Source organism: Cohnella sp. GbtcB17 (assembly GCF_019091135.1).
Taxonomy (GTDB): Bacteria; Bacillota; Bacilli; order Paenibacillales; family Paenibacillaceae; genus Cohnella.
In genome coordinates, this window is sequence record NZ_JAGXJW010000011.1 from 43,662 (window position 1) to 66,318 (window position 22,657).

The window sequence follows — 22,657 nt, forward strand, 5'->3', positions numbered from 1 at the left end:
ATCTCCTGTTCGTTAGGGAAGTAATGAAGAATCTACTGCATCGGCGAACGGAATTTCCTTTTTCAAAATGCCTTGGTCAAGCTGCGTCTTCTGCACGTAGTCCGCGCCGCCCTGGGTCACCTTCAGCCCTTCGGGCACCTTGGTCAACTGGGTAGCGACGGCCTTCTTCAGCACGTCGGCCGGAACCTTGTCGAACAGCTTCTGCACAGTGGCTGCCGCGCTGTCCGGATCCTGCTGCGCACGTGCGTTGACTTCGGTGGTTACCTGCAGGAATTGCTTCATCAGATCCTGGTTTTTGGCGACCCAATCCGTCTTCGCCATGATGACGATGCCGGCGAACTCGAACGGCGGATCGTACAGCACGCGGTAGTTGCCCGTCGCGACCATCTGCGACAGCGTCGGCTCGGACACCATGCCGCCGGCCGCTTGGCCACCCTCGATCGCCGCCAGCATCGTCGCGCCGCTGCCGCCGTTGATGAGCTTCACGTCTTTTTCCGGATCAAGCCCGGCTTCCTTCAAGCCTTCGCGCAGGCCGGTGTCGGACAGGCTGCCGACCTTGGTGACGGCGAGCGTCTTGCCTTTCACTTCGGCCAGCGATTGATAAGGCGCGTCCTTCTTCACGACGAGCGAGTAGCCGACGCCGTTGAAGATCTCGGCATATGCCTTGACGCCGAGGCCGTTCTGAATCTGGCGCAGGACGTGCTCGTAGGAGCCGAGCACGACGTCGAGACTGCCGCCGACGAGCGCTTGCACCATGTCGGAGCCGGCCGTGAAGTCCTTCTCGTCGATCTCGATGCCGGCTTTCTCGTAGGAGCCGTCGTTGATCCCGATCTGGGCGACGATCGGCGTCATGCCGCCGCCGACGAGACCGAGACGGATCTTGCCGCCGGCCGGCGCCGCAGGAGACGCTTCGCCGCTGCCCGAGGCGGACGGCGAAGCCGATGCCGTTGAGCCGGCGCCGGAGCTTGCGCTGGCGTTCGAATTGGAGTTGGAATTGCCGCACGCAGACAAGACGACCAGCATGATCGACAGCAGCAGCAGCGCGAATGATTTTTTCTTTTTCACGGAAATAGCCCTCCTCTTAAATATGAAGCTTGTGCTTGGATATATATCAAGCCGCTCCGTTTGTCGGGTCCAGCGTAATGTAGGTCTTATAAAAAGGAGAAGCTTGCCCGGGCGGATGCCCTTTAGCGGTGACGGAGCAGGACGCGCTCCAACAGCAGCACGCATTGCTCGAGAACGACGGCGATCAGCATGATCAGCACGAGTCCGGTGAAAATGCCCGTCGTATCCAGCATGTTCGACGAGTATGTGATGTAGTAGCCAAGTCCCCGGTTGGAGCCGACGAGCTCCGCGATGACCGAGCCGATGAGCGCCATGCCGATGTTGAGCCGGATGCTGGTGAGAATCCAGACGGTGATCGACGGGAGGACGACCCAGCGCAGCTTGTGCGACCACTTGGCCTTGTACGTGCTCATCATGTCCATCAGGTCTTTATCGATGTTGCGCATGCCCTCGAACGCGTTGTAAAACGCCACGAAGATAACCATCGCCGTGACCATCAGAATCTTAGAGGAGAGTCCGATGCCGAACCATACGATGAACAGCGGCGCCAGCGATACGCGGGGCAGACTGTAGAGCGCCATCATGTACGGATAGATCCATCGTTCGAAAATACCGCTGAACGCGAGCCCGATGCCGAGCAGCGTGCCGCCGACCATCCCGATCGCGAGACCCGCGATCGCCTCCTGCAGCGTCGCGCTCATGTGATACCACAGATCCCCGTCCCCGAGCATCTCGACGATCCGGCCGCCGATGAGAGACGGCTTGCTCAGCCAGAAAGCGTTGAACGCGCGGCCGGACAGCAGTTCCCACGCGCCGATCAGCAGCACGAACACGACGATGCGGCCGGCCCATACGGACGTCTTGGAATACTCGCGTTCGCGAAAGCCCGAGCGGGTCGCGCGCTTCGAAGTTGCAGCCATCAGTCGATCCCTCCCGTACCGCCGCCGGACATCTGCATCCAGATTTCCCTTTGCAGCTCTTTGAACACCGGATCGAACCGGATGTCGTAAAAAGGTCTTGGCCGCGCGAGCCGGATATCGAACTCGGCCTTGATCCGCCCAGGGCGGTCCGTCATGACTATGACGCGGTCGGACAGCGCGATCGCTTCCTCGATGTCGTGCGTGATGAACAGCACGCTCTTGCCGACCGACTCCCAGATGTGCAGAAACTGCTCGCCGATCTTGACGCGGGTCTGCGCGTCGAGCGGACCGAACGGCACGTCCATCAGGTAGATGTCCGGATCGTAGGCGAAGGTGCGCGCGAGCGCGACCCGTTTGCGCATCCCCCCGGATAGCTGCTTCGGATAGAAGTTCGCGAAGCCTTCGAGTCCGACCATTTTCAGCAGCCGGTTCGCCTCCGCGACCTGCTCCTTGTCGGGCAGTCCCTTGATCGCCAGCGGCAGCCGGACGTTGTGCAGCACCGTCTTCCAGGGGAGCAGCGCGTCGTTCTGAAACACCATGCCGACTCCGTCGGGAACGTCGTCGATCGGCTTGCCGTCAATATAGGCGGCTCCCGCCGCCGGCTGCAGCAGACCGGCCGCCACCTTGAGCAGCGCCGACTTCCCGCAGCCGCTTGGGCCCACGACGGAGACGAATTCGCCGTCCTTCACGTCCAGATCGACGCCCCGGAGCGCGACGGTCCGCTGTCCCTTCGTATGATATTCCACGGCCAAATCCCGTATCGAGAGCTTCGGCTCCTTGTCGTTTGCCATCGGCTTACACCCTCCCGTTCCCGCTGGCCTGCATGCGTTCCAGCCCGCTGCGCAGCGTTCGAATTCCGTTCTCACGTACCAGATACAGCCGCTGCGCCTCCTGCAAGGAAACGCGCCGGAAGCGGACCGTGCCGCCCAGATTGGTCTGGGCCAGCAATGGCAGATCCACCGATGCCACCTGCGCGATCTTCGGGTACCCGCCCGTCGTCTGCCGGTCCGCCATGAGCGCGATCGGCTGGCCGTCCGGGGGCACCTGCACCGTCCCGAACGTCACCGCCGATGAGATGAGCTCCCGCTTTTCCTTTAGACGCAGGCCGTCGCCCTCACCGGATAGCCGGTATCCCATCCGGTCGGAATCGGTCCGTACTTTGAAGGCGTCGGCGAAAAACCGCTCCGCGCTCTCCGCTTCGAACAGCGCCATCTCCTGTCCCGCGACCGCCCGCACCTCCGGGTTCGCCGCATAGGACGGCAGCAGGTCCGGCGCGACCGACCAGCGGCTGAATGCGACGCCGTCCGCCTGCGCTTCGTCCGCGAGCAGCGACGCGAGCTTTTTGCCGGCCGCGTGCAGCGCTCCGACCGGGAGCCGGTCGCCTTTTTGCAGCGCCCGGCCTTCCCAGCCGCCGATTCCCGCACGCAGATAGGTGGAGCGGCTGTTCATCTTCGCCGGCGCGTCCACACCGCCCGCGACCGCAAGGTAAGCGCGGCAGCCGTGCCGTGCGGGACCGAACCGCAGGACGCTTCCTTCCGGTGCGAAGACCGTCTTCCACAGCGGCAGCGTCCGGTCGTTCAGCTGCGGCGACAGGTCGCCGCCGCAGACGGAGACGAGCGCAGCCTCCGCGAAGTAAATCTCCGGCCCCAACATCGTGATCTCGAGTCCGGCCGCCTGCTCGTCGTTGCCGACCAGCAGGTTCGCCACCCGCAGCGCGAAGGCGTCCATCGCGCCGCCGACGATGACGCCGTACTGCTGGGCGCCGTGCCTGCCGAGATCCTGGACTGTCGTCAGCAGCCCGGGCTTTACGATAATCATGCTCATCGCAGCGCCGCCTCCCGCCTGTCGAATTCCTCCCGGGAGATGGGCCGGAACCGGACGATATCCCCCGCCCGCAGCAGCGTAGGCGGCATGGCGTCCGGCAGGAACAGCGGCTCGGGCGTCTTGCCGATGAGCTGCCAGCCGCCGGGCGTCGCGATCGGATACACGCCGGTCTGGTCGCCGGCGATGCCGACGGTCCCCGCGGGGATCGACAGCCGCGGCGTCTGCCGGCGCGGCGTGGCGATACGCTGCGGCAGTCCGCCAAGGTAGGCGAAGCCCGGTGCGAAGCCGAGCATATAGACGAGATAGTCGGCGGAGGCATGAATGTCGATGACCTCTTGCTCCGTCAATCCGTGGGTCGCCGCCACCTCGGGCAGATCGGGACCGAGCTCCCCGCCGTAGCAGACGGGAATTTCCGTCACTCTCGGCGCGCTTTTCGCCGCGTCCTCCAGCTTCGTCAGCTGATCGCCGAGCCACCTGGCGACCAATGCGAGCGGATCGGCGAGCTCGGACGATTCGGCAAGGCCGACAAACCCGCCAAGTCCCGCCAACGCCTCAAACGGATCGAAGTATACCGTCACGGACAGGAAGGCGGGCACGTATTCGATCATCCCGGGGAAACGATGCCGCTCCAGGTGCTCCGCCAGCTGCCTCACCCGGTCGTGCGTCTGGCGGCAGATCGTCTCACCGAGCTGCACCGTGACCGCCGAGTCGCCGAGCGGCAGCAATTTGGCCTCGACTGCGCCGTATTTTTCGTAGTTGTCGGCCAAGCCTTCCAATTTCACCATCACCTTGTATAATGAATCCTGTACGACTAAATCCCGAATTTCGGGATATCAATCCCAAATTTCAAATCTTTTTAATACGATCATTATAGTAGGTAATTAAAAAATAGCAAGTAGCAATTCGCATCTTGGCGTCGGATGACAACAATCGCATACCCAAGCGCTGCAGGTTCAGGTTATACTTACCGAATAAAGGCGGCAGGTTGGGCGCGAGACGGTGCGGATATCAGGAGGAAGTCGTGGATAATAAAAGTAAAAACAAAACGGTTATCAAATCGATGGATCTATTGAATTTGTTTTTGAATCATAACAAGCTCGCCATGAACGACATCATCCGCCTGTCCGGCGTCCCCAAGTCTTCCGCCCACCGGATGGTCGGCTCGCTCGCGGACATGGGCTTCCTGACCAAGGATGCGGACGGTATGTATGCGCTCGGCCTGCTGTTCCTTCAATTCGGCAACCTGGTCGCAGAGCGGCTCGACATCCGCCATGTCGCAGTGCCCGACATGCTGCGGCTGCGGGACGGCATCGACGAGGCCGTCCACCTCGCCGTACGCGACGGCGACTTCTCGATGTACGTCGAGAAGCTCGACACCGACCATCCCGTGCGGCTGTTCACGAAGATCGGCCGAAAGGCGCCGCTTTATGCGGGCGCCTCGTCGCGGATTTTGCTGGCCTTTATGCCCGATGCGGAGCGGGAGCGTTACTTAAGCGAGGTCCGGCTCGAGAAGATCGGAGACGGCACGATCGTCAGCATGGGCAAGCTGCGAGAGACGCTGGCCTTGACCCGGAAGACGGGGTACAGCTTCAGCCGATCCGAGCTGGAGAACTACACGGCGGAGCTGTGCGCCCCCATCTTCGATCACGCCGGCCGGATGGCCGCCGGGCTCAGCATCGCCGGCCCGGAAGTCCGGTTCGGCGAGGACCGCCTGCCCGAGCTCATCCGCACCGTCAAGCAGACCGCCCACGACATCTCGCGGAAGCTCGGCTACGCAGGGCCGCCGATCGCGCTGTAGCGGCGGTCGACTGGCGCAGGAAGGCACGAGTCCGTTTGCTCACCCGCCGCTAACGGGATGCGAGCGAATAGCGCAAAATTGCGCTATTGTCGCTCGCACCGCCCAGCCCGCTCTTCCGCCGCTAACCAGATACGCACGGATAGCGCGAAATCGCGCTATTGTCGCTCGCGCCGCCCCTGTCCGCTCCTCAGCCGCTAACCAGATACGCATGAGTAGCGCAAAATCGCGCTATTGTCGCTCGCACCGCCCAGCCCGCTCTTCCGCCGCTAACCAGATACGCACGGATAGCGCGAAATTGCGCTATTCTCGCTCGCACATCCCCACCCCGCTCTTCCGCCGCTAACCAGATACGCACGGATAGCGCGAAATTGCGCTATTCTCGCTCGCACCGCCCAGCCCGCTCTTCCGCCGCTAACCAGATACGCACGGATAGCGCAAAATTGCGCTATTCTCGCTCGTACCGCCCAGCCCGCTCCTCCGCCGCTAACCAGATACGCATGAGTAGCGCAAAATTGCGCTATTGTGACTCGCCCAGCCCAGCCCGCTCTTCCGCCGCTAACCAGATACGCACGGATAGCGCAAAATTGCGCTATTGTCGCTCGCACATCCCCACCCCGCTCCTCAGTCGCTAACCAGATACGCACGGATAGCGCAAAATCGCGCTATTGTCGCTCGCACCGCCCAGCCCGCTCTTCCGCCGCTAACCAGATACGCACGGATAGCGCGAAATTACGCTATTCTCACTCGCACAGTCCAGCCCGCTCTTCCGCCGCTAACCAGATACGCACGGATAGCGCAAAATTGCGCTATTGTCGCTCGCACATCCCCACCCCGCTCCTCAGTCGCTAACCAGATACCCACGGATAGCGCAAAATCGCGCTATTCTCGCTCGCACCGCCCCAGCCAGCCAGCTCGCCCGCATAGCCTCCTCCCGCAGCGCAACTTCGGATGTCGATAGCCCGAAATGCAAAGAAGCCGCCCCAGAGTCATGTTCATGACTTTGGGGACAGCTCCTTTTGTTGCGTCTCGAATCATTTCCCGCCCCCGCCTCGCACGGACGGGAGCAGCAGCAGGAACGGCACAAGCGCCGCCCAGCCCGCAAAGAAAGACAGGGCGAACACAGTCGGCAGCCCCGCCCGCTCGGCCAGCGCGGCCCCGATGAGCGGCGCGGCGATGCCCCTGAAGCCGACCAGCGACAAGTAAATCCCGCTGAAGGAAGACAAGTAGCGCCCCGACGAGCGTGACAAATAGTTCATCCACGCCAGGTCCATGCCCGCCGAAGCGATACCCGCCGCGAACGCGCCGGCCGCGGCGGGCCAGAAACCCGGCAGCAGCCAATAGGCCAGCGGCAGCAGCGTGCCCGCCGCCGCGCACCAGGACAGGACCGGGATCGCCGTTCGCTTGTCGATGACATGCCCCCAGATCGGGTTGAACAACAGCGCGGCGGCCGTCGTCGCCATGCTGATCAAGCCGATCTGCCCGTTGTCGAGGTTCATTTTGCCGACCTGGTACACCGGGTAGACCGATGCCGGCAGCAGCATAAAGAACTCGTAAATAAATACGCCGGCGAGCAGCAGCTGGAAGCTGCGGTCCGCGCGAAGCGCGGAGAGCGTCTCCGTCCAGCGCGCTCCCCCGGAGGAAGCCTTCTCCTCTTGCGTCGACTCCGGCTCGCGAATGCGCGCGAACATGCAAATGCCGACGACGCCGAGGACGAATCCGACGAGCGCCGCCGTGCGAAAATCTCCCGCCAGCCATTTCCCCGACACGTAAGTCCCCGCAAGCGTCGCCAGCCCCGCGGACACCCGGACGATGGACATGTACGTCGCCCGCTTGCCTTCCGGATAGATGGACCGCATGAGACCGACATAAGCGGGCGTTGCCACGCCCTGGAGCGCAAAAAAGAGCAGCGTCAACGCGGCCAGCGATAGCGGATCGCTAACGAACGCCATCGGCAGCAGCGCAAGCCTAGCCGCTCCGTGGAACAGAAAGACGAGCCTTACCTTGCCGTATCCCGCCGTAAGCTTCCCCCAAAATATCGCCAGCAAATTCGCTGCCGCCGCAGCGGAAGCGATCGCCGCCGTATGCCACGCGCCGCCGCCGAAGCGGAGTGCCATGACCGCCAGATACGGGACAATCATCCCGATGCAAAGGCTGTTCACGACCGCGGCCGCGATATCGATCCGCCAATTCCTGCGCAGCAGCGCATGAGCCACTTCCGGCGCCTGCGATTCGGAAGCTTGCTCGTCGGCTTCGCTCATGCCGGCTCCTCCTCCCCGCTATGCCCCGCTCGGGTTCCGCGACTGCGCGGGCAGCTTCAATCGCAAACGGGGCTCCGCCATCCCCGCCGGCACGAGCGCGTACGCTTCGCTGTATGCTTCGCCCTCCGTGAGCCAGTTGCTTGGCGCATAGTATGGCGTCAGCACCGGCAGCTGGTGGAGCGGTCCGAACGTGTTGCGCCGCGTCAGTATCCATTTCACTTCAAGCTCACTCTCGCCCGAGATCGGCACTTCGTACGGATGCCAGACGACGGTGTGTGCGCCGGTATGCCTTCTAGTCTGTGTCTCGCCGGTTTGCGCTTCGCCGCCCGTGCCTGCGTCCGTACGTGCCTCCGCTTCGCGAACGACGATCGCGGCCGCGCCTTCGCCGAACGCAGCGTACAGTTCGCCGCCGGCATGCGCCGTTCCGAGCGCTGCCGCCGCGCGCGCCACTTCTTCCCGACTGATCCTGTACGTGATCGCCCCGCCGTAAAAAGGCAGTCCCTGCCCAAAAACATCGCCCGCCTCCAGCCGCTCCGGCAGACGCATCAAGGTCGGCTGCGTCCCGTTCAGAACGACGCCGAAGCCGCCGAGCAAGTAGAGATTCTCCAGGTCGAAGTCGGCGTGCAGGTCCGCGGACACCTCGAGCAGATTGTTGCCTTGCCGCAACAGCTCGGGCGCAATACGGAGCTTGGCGAAGCAAGGATCGATCCACCACCCTGCAGCTGACGAAGTGTCGACTGAGATGCCGTTCAGCTCGATCTGGAGCAGATCCGGCCGTTCAGCAGCCAGACAAATCTCGCCCTGCGGCGGCGCCTCGACTTCGAATGCGAAACGCAGCGACAATCGCGTCCCCTTCCCCGCGGATTCGGCCAGATATTTGCGACGGTACCAAGGCTGGATCATGTCGCCTGCCCGCAGCGGCAGCCCAAGCTCGCGGCGCGCCGCGACGTCGATCTGCAGCACTTCCTGGGCGGGACGCCATTCGCCGTCGTCCAATCGCCATTCGGCTCTGTCGAGCACGCAAACGTTGGGCTCCTCCAGCTCGTACGTGAACGGCCCTTGAAGCGGAACCTCCGCGACGTCGGCATACCGTACCGCCGCAGGCAGCGTCTCCTCCGAGTCAATCTTCCCGCAGCTCAAGACGAAGACGCGCTCGCCGGACGGGGGAAAATCCGTCGTCAACACCAGCTCGCTGCCCTCGCGCACCGCCTCCACGGCAAATCGTTCGCCCGTGAGGCAGTTCCACTCCTCGACGGCCGCGTCGCTCTTCCCCAAGTCGTTCACCCCCGAGTCGCTTGCCCCCGCGTCGCTCGCCCCCAAGTCATTCGCCCCCGAATCGCTCGCCCCCAAGTCGTTCGCCCTCAAATCGCTCGCTCCCCCGCCGCCAACCGGCGCCTGCAGCCGGATCGTGACATTGCGCAGTTCCTTCGTCCTGTCCATGTTCATCAGGACCGCGATCACCCGGCCTTCCGTCCGGCGAACCTGCGCGTGAATGTCCCGCAGCGGTTCGCCGTCAGCGCCCCGCGCGGACACAGTCGCGCCAGCGGCGGCTCCCGCGCGCAGCAGCGCCGCCAGCTCCGCCGTCTCGCAGCGGATTGCCTGCCCGCCGGCGGCAAATGCGGCACAACTCTCGCTCGACAGCGCGTCCACATAACCCGGCGCCTCGCCCGCAAACACGACCCGGCCGCCCGCCGCCGCAAACTGCTCCAACAACCGCAGCGTATCGCTCCGGATCGTCGTCATGCCGGACACGAGCACCGCGCGATAGACCGCGCGGCCCACCCGAAGACGCGGCTTCCCGTCTTCCCCCGTTTCGACGCATGCCAGCCTGGACATCATTTCCTCGTCGCCGTAATCGAAGTCGATCCGTTCGCCCGCCAGCAGATGGTACAACGCCGCGAACTTACGCTCGAGCTCCTGAACCGCCGACGACACCGCCGAAAGGCCTCGCGACCAGCCCGGATAGGTCTGGCACCAGACGCTCTCGACCGGATGGACGACCAGCAACTCGCACGCAGGCTCCCCCTGCGACAGCAACAGTCCGAGCCGTGCGTAGTAAGTCTCCACGGTCTCGTACTGCCGCCACCAGGCGGACTGGTAGAAAATGCTCGCGGGGTAATCGCGCTTGGCCTCGCCCGCCATCGTGTACCAGGACAAGTGATGGCAGCGGAGATTAATGCCGAGCAGCGCCTGCCAGTCACCCACCGCCTTGTGCCCTTGCAGCGTCATCTGCCAGCCCGTGCAGCCGTACAGCTCCGACATGAGCCAGGGCCGCCCGAGCTGGCGCGCCGCGGACGAGAGCTGCTTGACGATCCAGTAGTTGACGTTGCCTTCGGTCAGCACGTCCACGCCGGGATGGCTCATATGCTCGTAAAAGCGCATGACCGAGCCGACCATCGCGGTCTCGGCCGTCAGGCTGTCCTCGTGCAGCGTGTGTCCGGTCAATGCGATCCCGTTCGCCTCGCACCAGTCGCCGATCGGCTTCGCGAAGCTTTCCATGAACAGCTCGGTCAGCAGTTCCGCGTAGTGCCATTTGACCTGCGAGACGGCGCGGCCCTCGACCTGCAGGAACAGCTCCGGCAGTCGCGGCGCCAGGTCGTAGCCGAACCGCTCGCGAAAGCGCTCGAACAGCGATGCCGTCCAGGGCGCGAGCCATTCCGGATCTGGATTGGCAAGCCCGAAGCCGTCCAGCAGCGCGCCGCGGTGAGGCTCATCGGTAAAAATGCCTTTGATGGAGCGCCCCAGCCGATCGCCGCACGCATTTTTGTAGGCTTCATGAGTCAGCTCGATAAAGCGGTCCACGGCTTCGCGGTTCATCGTGTCGACGTACGTGTAGCCGTTATAAAAGCTCTCGCTCGCCTGCTCTTCGACAGTGAAACAAAGCGCCCACCGGCCTGGCGCGGGCCGCTCTCCGTCCGCAAGCTGCCGCACTTCGCAAGCTGCGAGTCCGTCAAGCGCACACTCGAACAGGGCCAGCGGCGGCACCTGAGGCGGGATGAATGCCTCCGCGCCGCTGACGCGCAGCCGGATGAACTTCCGGCGGTAATCGGGCTCCCGCGTAACGAGTCCGCCGGCGGTCCCGCTCGGCCACCGGTCCTCGTCGTAGAGCCACGCCTCCATGCCAAGCCGCTCTGCCTCGTCCGCGCACGCGTTGATCAGCTTCATCCATTCCTCGCCCATGTATTCGGTCGCCAGCCCCGTCCGCGAATGCATGAAGAAGCCGCCAAAGCCCATCTCCTTGAGAACGCCGATCTGGCGGATCAGCTCCTCCTGCCGCAGCTCGCCGTTCCAGGACCAGAACGGCTTGCCGCGGTAATCGACGGGCGGACGCTCGAACTGTTCCTGCAGCAGGTCGCTCATCTCGATCCGCTCCTCTCCGATTGCGCCTCCAGCGATTCGCCGCCCCGGCGGATCCTTGCCGCGACGCCTGCGACAACGACCTCGATGTCTTCCGGAACGTGAATCTCGCCCGTCAATTCTCCTCCCGTCTCGCGCCGCCAGGAGACGGCGATCGTACCGCGCGGCGTGTGCACGGTGCCCGAGCAGCTCGCGATGCCGCCGACCGCCGTCGGCTCGAAGCGTACAGCCGCGAACCCCGGCGACAAGCACGTCACGCCCAGCACCGTCTCGGAAATCCACTTGACCGGCGTGCTAGACCAGGAATGACACAGGCTGATCCGGTACGAGCCGTACGACTCGTAGGTCGTCAGCGCGTCGTGGTAGTCGTCCCCCGCGTACGAATCGGTGTAGGTCTCCCAAAAGGTCGTAGCGCCGCGGTCAAGCATGCCGCCCCAGACCTGCTCGATGATGCCGTAGGCGCGGTCGTGCATGCCGTACCGCGAGCAGCATTCGGCGAACTGGTAGGCGGACAGCGGCGTCACCGGATCGCGAAGCTCGTAGCTCGAGAGAAACGCTCGTGCCCGCTCATCGCCCACCATGCCGGCCGAGATGCCGAGCGCCTTAACCGCCAGCCTGTTGTCCGGACGCATGAATTCGTCCTCGTGCGTCAGCGGTTGCGGAGGCAGCTGTCCGATACCGAGCGCCGGCAGATCCGCCGACAGCCTGCCTAGCGCGGAGAGCGTCATGCCGTAGATCGCCTGCAGCCCCGAAGCCCGTTCCTCCTCGGTCAGCGGCACCCATTCGATCAGGATGCTGCCCTCCGGCGACAGCCGGCCCGTCGATTCATCCGTATTTTCGAACACCCATCCCGCATGACGCCGCAGCGGTTCGCTCATTTCAAGCGCAAACGCGCGGTCGCCCGTATAAAAAACATATTCGGCCACGGCCTGAATCCACCACAGCGTGTATTCGCAGATGCCGTTCATCCATTTGCCATGCGGCGTTCCCTCGCCCAGCTCGCGGAGCGCGCGCCGGATGACGGCCGTGTCGTCCCACAGGAAATAGCACGAGCGCGCCGCCATGTACAGGTCGAACGTCCAGTTGAGCCGATCGCGCTTGATGCCGTCCCAGAGCCCGATCTGATGGCAGATCCGGCTCGTATGGGCGGATACGTCGTAGATAAGCGGCAAGCGGGTGTCGGCGGACGCGAACGAGCCGGTCTGCTCCAGCGCGACCTGCACCGCCTCGAATCGGACCGATGCGGCGAACGCCGCTCCCGCCTCGCCGAGGAAAAACAGGCGCACGAAGCGCATGCCTTGCGGCAGCGTATGCAGCGACTCGCCCGGCGCGGCGCTGAACCATTCCGTAATGCAACCGTCGTAGCGTTCCAGCTCCTGCATCGATTCCGCGCCGTTCCAGAGCACGGTAAGCGCGGAGGTCCCTTCGTTGACGAGACGGATTCGCGCGTTGTGCTCGCGCCCGAGATCGACCGTCGCCTGCGGCAGCGAGGCAAGATCGAGCCGCTGCTGCGCCTCCCGGCGAAGCTTCCATTCGTTCTGCTTGCGGAGGTGGTAGAACAGCTCCAATCGCTCGGGCACCGGCTCCGCCAGCGGCGCTCCGCCGATACCGGCCAGCGTGCCGCCGAAGCGCCAGGCGCCGTCGCCCGTCGGCGAAGCGTCAACGCCGGAGCCCGTCGGCACTTCCGCATCCGTCAGCGGCGTCGCGACGATGTCGCCGTAGCCGCCGCGCACGAACCAATCCGGCGACGACTCGAGGTCGCCGAACGGCTCCTCGCCGAGCAGCGCGACGACGTCGGCGCGCTCGCCGTCTGCGAGCCAGTCCTCGCCGCTCGGCAGCCACACTCCTTCTCCTTCTACGAATCCGATAAAACCGACCGTGCGCGCGTGCAGGTAGGCGTTGACGTCGGCAATCGGATAGACGTCGTTGGCCAAGATCTCGACGCTGAACGTGTGCCGGCCCGCCGGGATCGACGCGGGGAAGCCGGCGACGCTCGCAAACGTCGCGGCTGCGGCCGGAGATTCGGAGATGCGGCCGACGATGTCGCCGTTCCAGCGGACGACGGCCGCGCCCGTAAGCGCCATGCGAAACGCGGCGCCCTCCACAGGCGCGTCCGCATTAAGATGCGCAGTCAGCGTCAAGCTGCGTTGTTGATGGCGTTCCCGATGCCAAATCCACTTGGGAAGCGCGCGGTTGTTAACGATGTCCAAGGTCAGTCAGCCTCTTTCCGGGCAATACGGTACGCGCTCACGCCTTCACGGCGCCGGTGACCATGCCTTCTATGTAATACTTCATGCCGAACAATATGAGCAGGATCGTCGGCACGCTGCCGACGATATAAGCGGCGAAGGACAGTCCGATGTCCGTCCGGCCCGAGCGGTTGAGCCCGACCGCGGCCATCGTGAACGTCTGGTGCTCCTGGCTCAGCACGATAAACGGCCACAGGTAATCGCTGTATACCGCAAGGAAGGTGACGATCGCGACGGTGACGAGGATCGGCAGACTCAGCGGCAGCGCGATCCGGGAGTAGACATAAAATTCGCCGCCGCCGTCGATCCGGGCCGCCTCGGACAGCTCCTGGGGCAGCGACTCGTAAAAGGTGCGGCACAGCATGATGCCGAGCAGCTGCGTGCCCGCGATGTAGGGCAGGATCAGGCCCAGGTAGCTGTTCGTGAAGCCCAGATTGTTGATAATCGCATAGAGCGGCACGATGTTGAGCAGCGAGGGAATCATCATGACGCCGATCAGCATCAGGTACAGCAAGCCGCGCAATGGGAAACGGTGCCGGGCGAACACGAAGCCGGACAGCGAACCGAGCAGCACGGCGCCCAGCACGGTGACGAAGCAGACGTATAGCGAATGGCCGATGCTGGCTTTGACGGCGTCCCAGGCGGCCGAATAATTTTCCCATTTGAGCGCGGACGGCAGGCCCCAGAAGTCGACGAGAATCTCGATCTGGTCCTTGAACGAAAAGTAGATCAACAGAAAAAAGGGCACGAGCGTGGCGACGAGAAGCGCAACAAGCACGGCGGAGCCCGCCCATTTCGACAAGCGCGCGGTCATGGCAGGACCTCCTAGTAGTCGGTTTTGAGAAACTTCATATTAAACAGCGTCAGCGCGAGAATAACGAGGAACAACGAGACGCCGATCGCGGAGCCGTAGCCGTACTGCGAACTGCCGAACGCGGCGTTGTACATGATCATCGCCGGGTTGGACGGCGCGACGCCGGGGCCGCCGCCCGTCATGACCATGATCTTGACGAAGTCTTGCAGGCTGCCGATGATCGTCAAAATGGTCACCACTTTGAATTGGGGCACGAGAAACGGCAGATGAATCCGGGTGAAAACCTGCCAGCCGTTCGCGCCGTCGATCCGGGCCGCCACGATCTGCACCTGGCTCATGTTGCCGATGGCCGCGTAGAAGATCAGGAACGGAAGACCGGCGATAAACGGGAAATTGTAAAAAACGATCGCCCATAGCGCGGTGCCGTCTTCGCCGAGCCAGGCGTGCGTCCAGCTCTCGAGGCCCGCGAGCGTCAGCAGCTGGTTCAGCAAGCCGTTGTTCGGGTCGTAAATGTTCTGCCACAGCAGAATCGTCACGATGCCGGGCAGCAGCATGGGTAAAATGAAGCCGGTTCGGAACGTGTATTTGATTCTCGGTCCGCCGATCAGAAAGATCAGTTCGGCGGCGATCAACGGGAATACGATCGCTTTGACGACGTCCGTCAGCGTGTATATCACCTGGTTGACGGCGCCCGTCCGGAAGCTCGAATCGCCGAACATGGTCCGGAAGTTATGCAGGCCGGTCCACTTGGACTGTACGAGGTTCCAATCGGTGAAGGAATGGAAGAACGCGAGGATGACCGGATAATAAAGAAAAACCGCGATAAACAAAAAAGAGGGCAACAGAAATAAATAGGATAGCCCGTATCGTTTCCATCGCACCGTATTCATGGCATCAGCTCCTTTGAAACGGGACTCGCGCCGGCCCTGGCGGCCGGGAGCGCCATCGGGCGCCCGCCGGACCGCTTGCGCGCGGGTTTAGGGGTTGGTCTTGGGATCGAGGTCGAATTTGTTGTCCGCGATAAACTTTTCGTTCGTCTTTTTCGTAAATTCCGCTTTCTTCTGCAGGAACTGCTCAAGCGTAATTTTGTCGTTGTAGTATTGCAGCTCCAGCGACTTTCCTTCGGCTGTCGCGTTGGGCTCGGCGGCCGGGTTGCCGTTCGCGATCTGGCCGATCGAACCGTTCATGTTGCCCGCGACCTTAAAGCCGTCCAGGTACGAATTGACGACATCGGGCAGCGTGACGCCCTTGACGAGACTCGGTCCTTGCACGAACTGGCCGGCTTCAATCGTCGTCGTGAACACCTTTTGCGCTTCTTCCGGCGAGTACAGGAACTGCAGGAAGTCCTCGGCGCGCGCGACCGTGTCGGCGTCCTTCTTGGCGGTGACGGCGAGCTGGTGGCCCGGCACGAGTATGCCGCGCGGGTCGCCCGGGAAGTTCGGATCGGCCTCCTTGAAGCCGGGGAACTTGAAGGTGCCCCATTCGAAGCCCTTGTCGCCCAGCGACTGCTGATCCTTGAGAATCTGGCCGACCTGCCAGCTGCCGTTCCAGTAGGCGGCCGCCTTGCCCGAGATGAACAGCTGATAGGCGTCGGCGTCCTTCATCGTTGCGTAGCCAGGCTGCAAATACGTCGACAGCTGCTTCAGCGTGGACCATATTTTCTGCTCCGCCGGACCTTGCGCATCGTACTTGCCCGACTTCCACAGCGCCATAATCCGCTCTGCGTCGACGACGGCGCCGATGTCGAAGAACGGGTCGTTCGGATCGTATTTGACCTTGCCGTTGATCGCCTCGACCTCCGGCGTGTTGCGGGCATCGCCCGGCTGCACGAGGATGTCGGGAATCAGCGGACGGTTCGCCCAATCCTCGAACGCGCCCACCATCCAGCCTTCGTAGTCGGAGCCGGTCGCTTGCGACATCGAGAGCGGGATGATCTTCTGATCCTTGAGCTTTTGCAGGTCTGCGAACAGGTCCTCCCAGGTCGTCGGCGTCTCGGTGATGCCCGCCTTCGCGAACAAGTCTTTGTTGTAATAGAAGCCCGTGCCGACGAGATCGAACGGCAGCATGAAGATGTCGCCTTCGGCGGTGTAGGCGTATGGCCAGTAATCGCCGTTGATGCCGTCGTAAAGCGTCGTGCCGTTGTTGTAGGCATTGGGCGCCTTAACGAAATCGTTCAGCTTCAGGATGTAGCCTTTCTTGACGTTGTTGGCCGGCGTATCGCCGAGCAGGTTGGCATGCACGATATCCGGCGCATCGTCGCCGCCTGCCGCCATCTTGGCCTGGAAGGACGTCTGGTAGGTCGTGTTGTCGGACACGATGTCGATCTTGACGGTCGTCTCCGGATGAAGCTTCTGATAATCCTCCGCCGCCAGCTGGAGGCCTGCCGTATAGTAGTTGGTGATCGTGGAGAAAACGATCGTTTTCTTGGCTTTGGGCTCGCCGGCCGATGCAGAAGCGGTCCCGGAGGCGGATACGGATGGAGATGCCCCTGCATCCGAGGCGGAAGACGAAGCATTGCCGTTGCCGTTCGAGCCGGAGCAGGCGGAGAGCGAAGCGACGGCGAGCGAGGAAGCGAGCAGCAAAGCCGTTTTTTGACGAACATTCATTTGTGAAGTTCCCCTTTCCAAATGAGTTTTAATAAAACGTTTTTATTAACGGTTGCCAGACAGCGCTAAAATTCGAGAAAAAATGCCGCGATTACGGAATTCGTCTCCCTTGACGATTTTCCCGTGTTCGTTTTCCGCGCTGTAAGCCCTTTCTTTTCCCTTTCGCAATCAGCATATCATTTTCCGCAACGCATTCTCAACATTAAAATAAAACGTTTTTATAACTCCAAAAAACCGCGTCGCATAAGGGTTTTTGAGAAAAACGCCTATTAAAACGCTGCCAAAATCGGCATGCTTGGATGAATTCGATGCCTATATCCGCATGATATATGCTATATTGATAAAAACGTTTTAAGCGAGGTTGCAGCCGATGGTTACAATCAAAGATATAGCGCGGGAAGCCGGCGTCTCCATCTCAACCGTTTCGTTCGCGTTTAACGGCACGGCGCCCGTCGCCCCCGAGACGAAGGCCCGCATCATGGAGGTCATCAAGCGACTGAACTATCAGCCGAATTCCGCGGCCCGCGGACTCGTGACGCGCAAGACGAACAGCGTCTGCCTGTTCACGCCGCATCCCGCCACCGACTTCTTCTCCTTTTCCGGCAACAATGACTTCAACGGCCTGCTGCAGGGGATCGGCGAGGTGCTCGACCACAAAGATTACAACCTGCTGCTCGCTTGGGACAGTCTCGGCCATAAGACCAAGACGCCCAAACTCGTTAAGCTGATGCGCGAACGGGCGATGGACGGCGTGCTGATCTGCTTGCCCGAGCATGACTTTAAGACGATCGAGGAGCTGACCGAGCAAAATTTCCCCGTCGTCATCGTAGGGAGCAACAGTCAAGCGAACCGCGTCAACTCGGTGGATGTGGACAATTACGAGATTTCGTATAAAAACACGCGCCATCTGCTCGGACTCGGTCATCGCCGGATCGCCTTCATCAGTCCCGGACCGCTTAATTACCTGGTATGCGAAGACCGGTACGAGGGCTTCAAGGACGCGATGGAGGAAGCGGGACTGCGGCTTAGGGACGACTATTTGTACATCGGCGACGAAAAGGAACAGAGCGGCTATAAGGCCGCGGAGCACTTCCTGACGCTGAAAGAACCGCCCACGGCACTCGTCGCGGGGCGGGATGCACAGGCGGTCGGCGTCATCGACTACGCCCGGGCGCACGGCACCTCGGTGCCCGGCGATCTCGCGATCGTCAGCTTCGAGAACAGCGCCGCCGCCGTCAAGTACGGCATCTCCTCCGCCACCACCAATCTGTACGAGATCGGCAAGGAAGGCGCGCGTCTCATGCTGAAGCTGCTCGGCCGCAAAAAAGACCGTGCCCCGCAAAACATCGTCATCCCCTCCGAGCTGGTCGTGCGCGAGAGCTGCGGTGGGCGCGCAGAGGTTCTAAAGAGCGATGCGGTGGCAGAGATGGACGAGGACTAACGAGGCGTTGGAACCGCCGGGAAAGATCGCAGATCCGCCCTGGAGGTCCTAAAAACGCAAAAAGGGATGAGGCAGAGCGGCGCTCTGCTTCATCCCTTTTTGCGTTTGGCTCGAAAGCTGTGTAGCTGTCCGGTTAGGGCCGCAGCTTCGCCCGCTGCAGTCGCAGCGCGTTCAGCACGACGGACACCGAACTCAGCGCCATCGCCGCGCCCGCGACCCACGGCGCGAGCAGGCCGATCGCCGCCACCGGGATGCCGACCGTGTTGTAGCCGAGCGCCCAGAACAGGTTTTGACGGATGTTGCGCATCGTGAGCCGGCTCATCTCGATCGCGTCCGGGATGCTCGCAAGATCGCCCCGCATGAGCGTGACGTCCGCCGCCTCCATCGCGACGTCCGTCCCCGTGCCGACCGCCATGCCGACGTCGGCCGTAGCGAGCGCCGGCGCGTCGTTGATGCCGTCGCCGACCATCGCTACCTTTCGGCCCGCCGCCTGCAGCTTTTTTATCTCGGCCGCCTTGCCCTCCGGCAGCACTTCCGACAGTACGCGGGAGATGCCGACCTGCGCCGAGATCGCCGCGGCCGTGCGGGCGTTGTCCCCCGTAATCATGACGACCTCGATGCCCATCGCCTGTAGTCGGGCGACCGCAGCTGCGGAAGTATCCTTCACCGTGTCCGCCACCGCGATCGTTCCTGCATACAAGCCGTCGACTGCCGCGAGCATCGCCGTTTTGCCCGCTTCCTCAAGCCGTGTCATCGTTTCCGATGCCGCCACTCCGATCGTCACGTTCTCCCGCTCCAGAAGACGGCGCGTGCCGATCAGCACCTGCCTGCCCTCCACGGCCGCACGCACGCCGTAGCCGGGCAGCGCCTCGAACGATTCGGCATCCGGCAGCGCGATGCCGCGCTCGCGAATGCCCGCCACGATCGCTTCCGCGAGCGGATGCTCGGAGTTTTTCTCCGCCGCGCCGACGAGCCGCAACAGTTGGGAAGCCTTATCCCCTTCGCTCAGATACGCCTCAGCATCTGCGGTTTCGTCCGAGATGATGACATCCGTCAATTCCGGCTTGCCCCTCGTGACGGTGCCCGTTTTATCGAGCACGACCGTATCGATGGCCTGCGTCATCTCCAGGTGCTCGCCGCCCTTGAACAGGATGCCGAACTCGGCCGCCCGGCCGGAGCCGGCCATGATCGAGGTCGGCGTCGCCAAACCAAGCGCGCACGGGCAAGCGATGACCAGAATCGCGATCGCCTTCTCCAGCGCCCCGGTGAAGTCCCAAGGCTGCACGAAGAAATACCAGACGAGAAACGCCGCGACCGCAATGCCGACAACGATCGGCACAAAGATGCCCGATATCGCGTCCGCCACGCGCTGAATCGGCGCCTTGGAGCCTTGCGCTTCCTCGACGATTTTGACGATTTGCGCGAGCGCCGTGTCCTTGCCGACCTTGGTCGCCCGGATGCGCAGTCTGCCGTTTTTGTTGATCGTGGCGCCGATAACCGCGTCGCCCGCTTTTTTGCCAACCGGCAAGCTCTCCCCCGTCAGCATCGATTCGTCGACGGAAGACTCTCCCTCGATGACTTCGCCGTCGACAGGCACCTTCTCGCCCGGCCGGACCAGCACGACATCGCCGCGTACGACCTCCTCCACCGGGATCGCGAGCTCCGCGCCATCTCGTACGACAAGCGCCGTTTTCGCCTGAAGGCCCATCAACGACTTGATCGCCTCGGACGTGCGTCCTTTGGCCAAACGCTCTAACCACTTGCCCAGCAGCACCAGCGTAATCAGAATTGCGCTCGTCTCATAATACATCGGCGGCGCGTGGTGCATGCCCATTTGCGCGGACGCCCAATCGACCGTAAGGTACAAGCTGTAGAAATAAGCGGCAGAGGTGCCGAGCGATACGAGGACGTCCATGTTGGCGCTGCCGTTGCGCAGCGCTTTGTAGGCGCCTACGTAGAAGCCGCGGCCGATATAAAACTGCACGGGCGTCGCCAGCGCCAGCTGGAACCAAGGGTTCATGAACAGCTCCGGCACGTAGATCCATGCGGTAAAAGTGAAATGGCCGACCATGCTCCAGAGCAGGGGCAGCGATAGGATGGCGGAAAGGAGCAGTTTGCGCAATTGGCGGCTGCGCTCGGCTGCGCGTCGGTCCGCTCCGGCGTCGTCCGCTTCGTCACGCTTTGGCGTCGCCTTATAGCCGAGCTGCTCGACCTTATGCTGCATGTCGGCAACCGACACCGCACCCGATGCATATTCGACCCGGGCGGTTTCCAGCGCCAGATTGACGGACGCGGCGCTGACGCCCGGCAGCTTGCCGAGCCCTTTCTCGATCCGGGCTGCGCAAGCGGCACAGGTCATGCCTTCGATCGAGAAGTCAGCCGTCTCCTTAACCGTATCGTATCCCAGCTTGCGGATCGTCTCCTCCATCGCGCCGACGCCGACGCGCGACGGATCGTAGCTGACACTTGCTTTTTCCAATGCGAAGTTCACATGGGCCGCGTCGACGCCTTCAAGTTTGCCAAGGCCTTTCTCGATGCGGTTTGCGCAAGCTGCGCAGGTCATGCCCGTTATCGCCAATGTCGCTTGCTCCGTACCTTTCGAGTTCGATTCCATCATGTACAATACCCCCCAACCCTATAATTCAAGCCATAAGAAAACGGCGAATCCGCCGCGGATGGATGATCTGAATGGTTCATTCATTAAAGCGCACTTTACTTAATAAGCTTGTTCATCGTCGTCATTAATTCGGCCAGCACGTCCGTATCGCCCTCCTGGATCCGCTCGACGACGCAGCTCTTGAGATGATGCTCGAGCAGCAGCTTGCCGACGCCGTTCAACGCCGATTGCACGGACGCGATCTGATTCAGCACGTCGTCGCAATAAGTATCCCGCTCGATCAGGCCTTTAATGCCCCTCACTTGGCCTTCGATGCGATTCAGCCTGCTGATCAGACTGCTCTTGACCTTATCCGAGTGATGGCTTCTGCGCTCTCCGCCCTCGTGGTGGCAAGACTCCGCTTCGTCGCCGTCGAAGAGCGGCTTGTAGACTTCGGGATTAACGGTATCGCTCATGATCGCAGCCCCCTTCTCTTGCAACAATTATACTCCCCCACCCTATATAAAAGCAAGCGTAAGGATAAGTTTTTGGGCGAGGCCTAGCGGGCTGCGGGGCGATAGCGGCAGGGATTGCCGCTAAGCCACTGCGCCAGGTTAGCTCGCACGCTCAATAAAACCGCAGCCCCGCGTCGCTCGACGCCGGATCGCTCGACGCGCGGACGATGAGCTGCGTCGGGATGACGAGCTTGCGCGCCGGCAAGCGTTTGTCCGCTACGATCTCCAGCAGCAGCCTGGTCGCCTCGGCGCCGATGTCGTACAGCGGCGCCTTCACGCTCGTGATGCCGTGATGCTCCGCGAGCGACGTATTGTCGAAGCCGGTGACGGCCAGCTGCCCCGGCGTCTCCAGTCCCGCCTGCCTCGCCGCGGCGATCGCGCCAAGCGCCAGCATATCGCGGCCCGCCACGATCGCCGTGGGTGGGTGCGGCAACGCGAGCAGCTCCGCGGCGATCCGGTAGCCGGTCTCCGCGCTGAAGTCGCCGACCCGCACGTACTCGGAGCGCAGCGGCAGACCGCTCAGCGTCATCGCCCGCTGATACCCGGTGAGCCTGTAGAAGCTCAGCATCGTATCGAGCGGGCAAGGCGCGATAAAGGCGATATCCCGGTGTCCCAGCTCGATCAGATGCCGGGTCGCCATCTGCGCGCCGGCAATGTTATCCATATCGACGGAATGATAATCGGTCCGGTTGGACAGCTCCCCGAGCGTGACGAGCGGAACGTCGTTGTCCAGCAGCAAGCCTGGAATCGGATCGTCCACATGCGGGCTCGGGTAGATAACGCCGCCGATCGCGCCCGAACCTATAATTTCACGCTCGATATCGGGCAGCTGCTTATGCCACAGCAGCGTCAGACGGCTGCCCGACTGGCGCAGCTGCTCGCCGACCCCTCTCAATAAATCGAGAAACGTCTCGTCGAGATACATTCGATCCTTATTCTCAAACGCCTCCGGCACGAACAACGCGATCTCCGTCGCGTTCCTGGACGGAACGACGCTTCGGACGGTCTGCCGGTAGTTCAAGCGGGTGATCGCGTCGCCGATTTTTTTTCGGGCCGCTTCACTGACCGGCGCGCTGTCGTTCAAGTAGTTGGATACGGTCGCCGGCGCGACGCCTGCCGCCTGCGCCACGTCCCTGATCGTCACCTTCAATGTCGTAACACCTCTTATTTTAGCCATACGCGCGCTTTTCTCCCCATTTTAACACCGAGCCGTC

16 protein-coding genes are annotated in these 22,657 nt (G+C 62.5%); 2 read left to right on the forward strand and 14 right to left on the reverse strand.

Going from position 1 to position 22,657, the window contains the following annotated elements:
- Positions 1–12: 12 nt before the first annotated feature.
- The 5 genes from KVT38_RS08045 to pxpB all read right to left on the reverse strand — a co-directional run bounded on the left by KVT38_RS08045 (position 13) and on the right by pxpB (position 4,594).
- The gene (locus tag KVT38_RS08045) at positions 13–1,065 is read right to left on the reverse strand and encodes an ABC transporter substrate-binding protein (RefSeq protein ID WP_368859066.1); all 1,053 of its coding nucleotides are present in this window, start codon (positions 1,063–1,065) and stop codon (positions 13–15) included.
- Positions 1,066–1,187: 122 nt separating this feature from the next.
- Entirely contained in the window at positions 1,188–1,985 is a 798-nt protein-coding gene (locus tag KVT38_RS08050) for an ABC transporter permease (protein WP_217593177.1), read from the reverse strand.
- The gene (locus tag KVT38_RS08055; RefSeq protein WP_217593178.1) at positions 1,985–2,776 is read right to left on the reverse strand and encodes an ABC transporter ATP-binding protein; all 792 of its coding nucleotides are present in this window, start codon (positions 2,774–2,776) and stop codon (positions 1,985–1,987) included. The genes KVT38_RS08050 and KVT38_RS08055 overlap by 1 nt, the downstream gene beginning before the upstream one ends.
- A gap of 4 nt (positions 2,777–2,780) precedes the next feature.
- On the reverse strand, positions 2,781–3,809 hold the full coding sequence (locus KVT38_RS08060) for a 5-oxoprolinase subunit C family protein (RefSeq protein WP_306795299.1): 1,029 nt from the start codon (positions 3,807–3,809) through the stop codon (positions 2,781–2,783).
- Positions 3,806–4,594, reverse strand: a complete 789-nt coding sequence (gene pxpB, locus KVT38_RS08065) for a 5-oxoprolinase subunit PxpB (RefSeq protein WP_217593245.1) — start codon at positions 4,592–4,594, stop codon at positions 3,806–3,808. Before pxpB ends, KVT38_RS08060 begins: the two co-directional genes overlap by 4 nt.
- Before the next feature lie 275 nt (positions 4,595–4,869).
- On the opposite strand from pxpB, the gene KVT38_RS08070 reads away from it, so the two are divergent.
- Complete coding sequence (locus tag KVT38_RS08070) at positions 4,870–5,607, forward strand: IclR family transcriptional regulator (RefSeq protein WP_217593246.1); 738 nt, start codon at positions 4,870–4,872, stop codon at positions 5,605–5,607.
- A 1,031-nt stretch (positions 5,608–6,638) separates the two neighbouring features.
- On the opposite strand, the gene KVT38_RS08075 is transcribed toward KVT38_RS08070, so the two are convergent.
- The 6 genes from KVT38_RS08075 to KVT38_RS08100 form a co-directional block, all read right to left on the reverse strand.
- Positions 6,639–7,865 (reverse strand): MFS transporter, encoded by a 1,227-nt coding sequence (locus KVT38_RS08075; RefSeq protein WP_217593179.1) that lies wholly within the window; start codon positions 7,863–7,865, stop codon positions 6,639–6,641.
- Positions 7,866–7,883: 18 nt separating this feature from the next.
- Positions 7,884–11,225 (reverse strand): glycosyl hydrolase, encoded by a 3,342-nt coding sequence (locus KVT38_RS35350; protein ID WP_217593180.1) that lies wholly within the window; start codon positions 11,223–11,225, stop codon positions 7,884–7,886.
- Positions 11,222–13,432, reverse strand: a complete 2,211-nt coding sequence (locus KVT38_RS08085) for an alpha-L-rhamnosidase C-terminal domain-containing protein (protein ID WP_217593181.1) — start codon at positions 13,430–13,432, stop codon at positions 11,222–11,224. Before KVT38_RS08085 ends, KVT38_RS35350 begins: the two co-directional genes overlap by 4 nt.
- A 37-nt stretch (positions 13,433–13,469) precedes the next feature.
- Positions 13,470–14,285 carry a carbohydrate ABC transporter permease gene (locus tag KVT38_RS08090; RefSeq protein ID WP_217593182.1) on the reverse strand — a complete coding sequence of 272 codons (816 nt, stop codon included), beginning with the start codon at positions 14,283–14,285 and terminating at the stop codon, positions 13,470–13,472.
- 11 nt (positions 14,286–14,296) lie between these two features.
- Entirely contained in the window at positions 14,297–15,175 is an 879-nt protein-coding gene (locus KVT38_RS08095; protein ID WP_217593183.1) for a carbohydrate ABC transporter permease, read from the reverse strand.
- An 87-nt stretch (positions 15,176–15,262) separates the two neighbouring features.
- The gene (locus KVT38_RS08100) at positions 15,263–16,891 is read right to left on the reverse strand and encodes an ABC transporter substrate-binding protein (RefSeq protein ID WP_217593184.1); all 1,629 of its coding nucleotides are present in this window, start codon (positions 16,889–16,891) and stop codon (positions 15,263–15,265) included.
- A 370-nt stretch (positions 16,892–17,261) separates the two neighbouring features.
- Between KVT38_RS08100 and KVT38_RS08105 the strand changes: the two genes are divergently transcribed.
- Positions 17,262–18,332: a LacI family DNA-binding transcriptional regulator gene (locus tag KVT38_RS08105; protein ID WP_217593185.1), complete on the forward strand. Its 1,071-nt coding sequence runs from the start codon at positions 17,262–17,264 to the stop codon at positions 18,330–18,332.
- A 133-nt stretch (positions 18,333–18,465) separates the two neighbouring features.
- On the opposite strand, the gene KVT38_RS08110 is transcribed toward KVT38_RS08105, so the two are convergent.
- The 3 genes from KVT38_RS08110 to KVT38_RS08120 form a co-directional block, all read right to left on the reverse strand.
- Positions 18,466–20,946 carry a heavy metal translocating P-type ATPase gene (locus KVT38_RS08110; protein WP_217593247.1) on the reverse strand — a complete coding sequence of 827 codons (2,481 nt, stop codon included), beginning with the start codon at positions 20,944–20,946 and terminating at the stop codon, positions 18,466–18,468.
- A 98-nt stretch (positions 20,947–21,044) separates the two neighbouring features.
- Positions 21,045–21,404 carry a metal-sensitive transcriptional regulator gene (locus KVT38_RS08115; protein ID WP_254639080.1) on the reverse strand — a complete coding sequence of 120 codons (360 nt, stop codon included), beginning with the start codon at positions 21,402–21,404 and terminating at the stop codon, positions 21,045–21,047.
- Between the two features lie 151 nt (positions 21,405–21,555).
- The gene (locus tag KVT38_RS08120) at positions 21,556–22,620 is read right to left on the reverse strand and encodes a LacI family DNA-binding transcriptional regulator (RefSeq protein ID WP_217593186.1); all 1,065 of its coding nucleotides are present in this window, start codon (positions 22,618–22,620) and stop codon (positions 21,556–21,558) included.
- Positions 22,621–22,657: the final 37 nt, after the last annotated feature.

Coding starts and splice junctions, on each gene's coding strand:
- pxpB (WP_217593245.1), bottom strand. CDS start 4,594: ATGGTGAAATTGGAAGGCTTGGCCGACAACTACGAAAAATACGGCGCA.
- KVT38_RS08070 (WP_217593246.1), top strand. CDS start 4,870: ATGGATCTATTGAATTTGTTTTTGAATCATAACAAGCTCGCCATGAAC.
- KVT38_RS08055 (WP_217593178.1), bottom strand. CDS start 2,776: ATGGCAAACGACAAGGAGCCGAAGCTCTCGATACGGGATTTGGCCGTG.
- KVT38_RS08115 (WP_254639080.1), bottom strand. CDS start 21,404: ATGAGCGATACCGTTAATCCCGAAGTCTACAAGCCGCTCTTCGACGGC.
- KVT38_RS08095 (WP_217593183.1), bottom strand. CDS start 15,175: ATGAATACGGTGCGATGGAAACGATACGGGCTATCCTATTTATTTCTG.
- KVT38_RS08110 (WP_217593247.1), bottom strand. CDS start 20,946: ATGGAATCGAACTCGAAAGGTACGGAGCAAGCGACATTGGCGATAACG.
- KVT38_RS08120 (WP_217593186.1), bottom strand. CDS start 22,620: ATGGCTAAAATAAGAGGTGTTACGACATTGAAGGTGACGATCAGGGAC.
- KVT38_RS08075 (WP_217593179.1), bottom strand. CDS start 7,865: ATGAGCGAAGCCGACGAGCAAGCTTCCGAATCGCAGGCGCCGGAAGTG.
- KVT38_RS08105 (WP_217593185.1), top strand. CDS start 17,262: ATGGTTACAATCAAAGATATAGCGCGGGAAGCCGGCGTCTCCATCTCA.
- KVT38_RS35350 (WP_217593180.1), bottom strand. CDS start 11,225: ATGAGCGACCTGCTGCAGGAACAGTTCGAGCGTCCGCCCGTCGATTAC.
- KVT38_RS08100 (WP_217593184.1), bottom strand. CDS start 16,891: ATGAATGTTCGTCAAAAAACGGCTTTGCTGCTCGCTTCCTCGCTCGCC.
- KVT38_RS08060 (WP_306795299.1), bottom strand. CDS start 3,809: ATGAGCATGATTATCGTAAAGCCCGGGCTGCTGACGACAGTCCAGGAT.
- KVT38_RS08050 (WP_217593177.1), bottom strand. CDS start 1,985: ATGGCTGCAACTTCGAAGCGCGCGACCCGCTCGGGCTTTCGCGAACGC.
- KVT38_RS08090 (WP_217593182.1), bottom strand. CDS start 14,285: ATGACCGCGCGCTTGTCGAAATGGGCGGGCTCCGCCGTGCTTGTTGCG.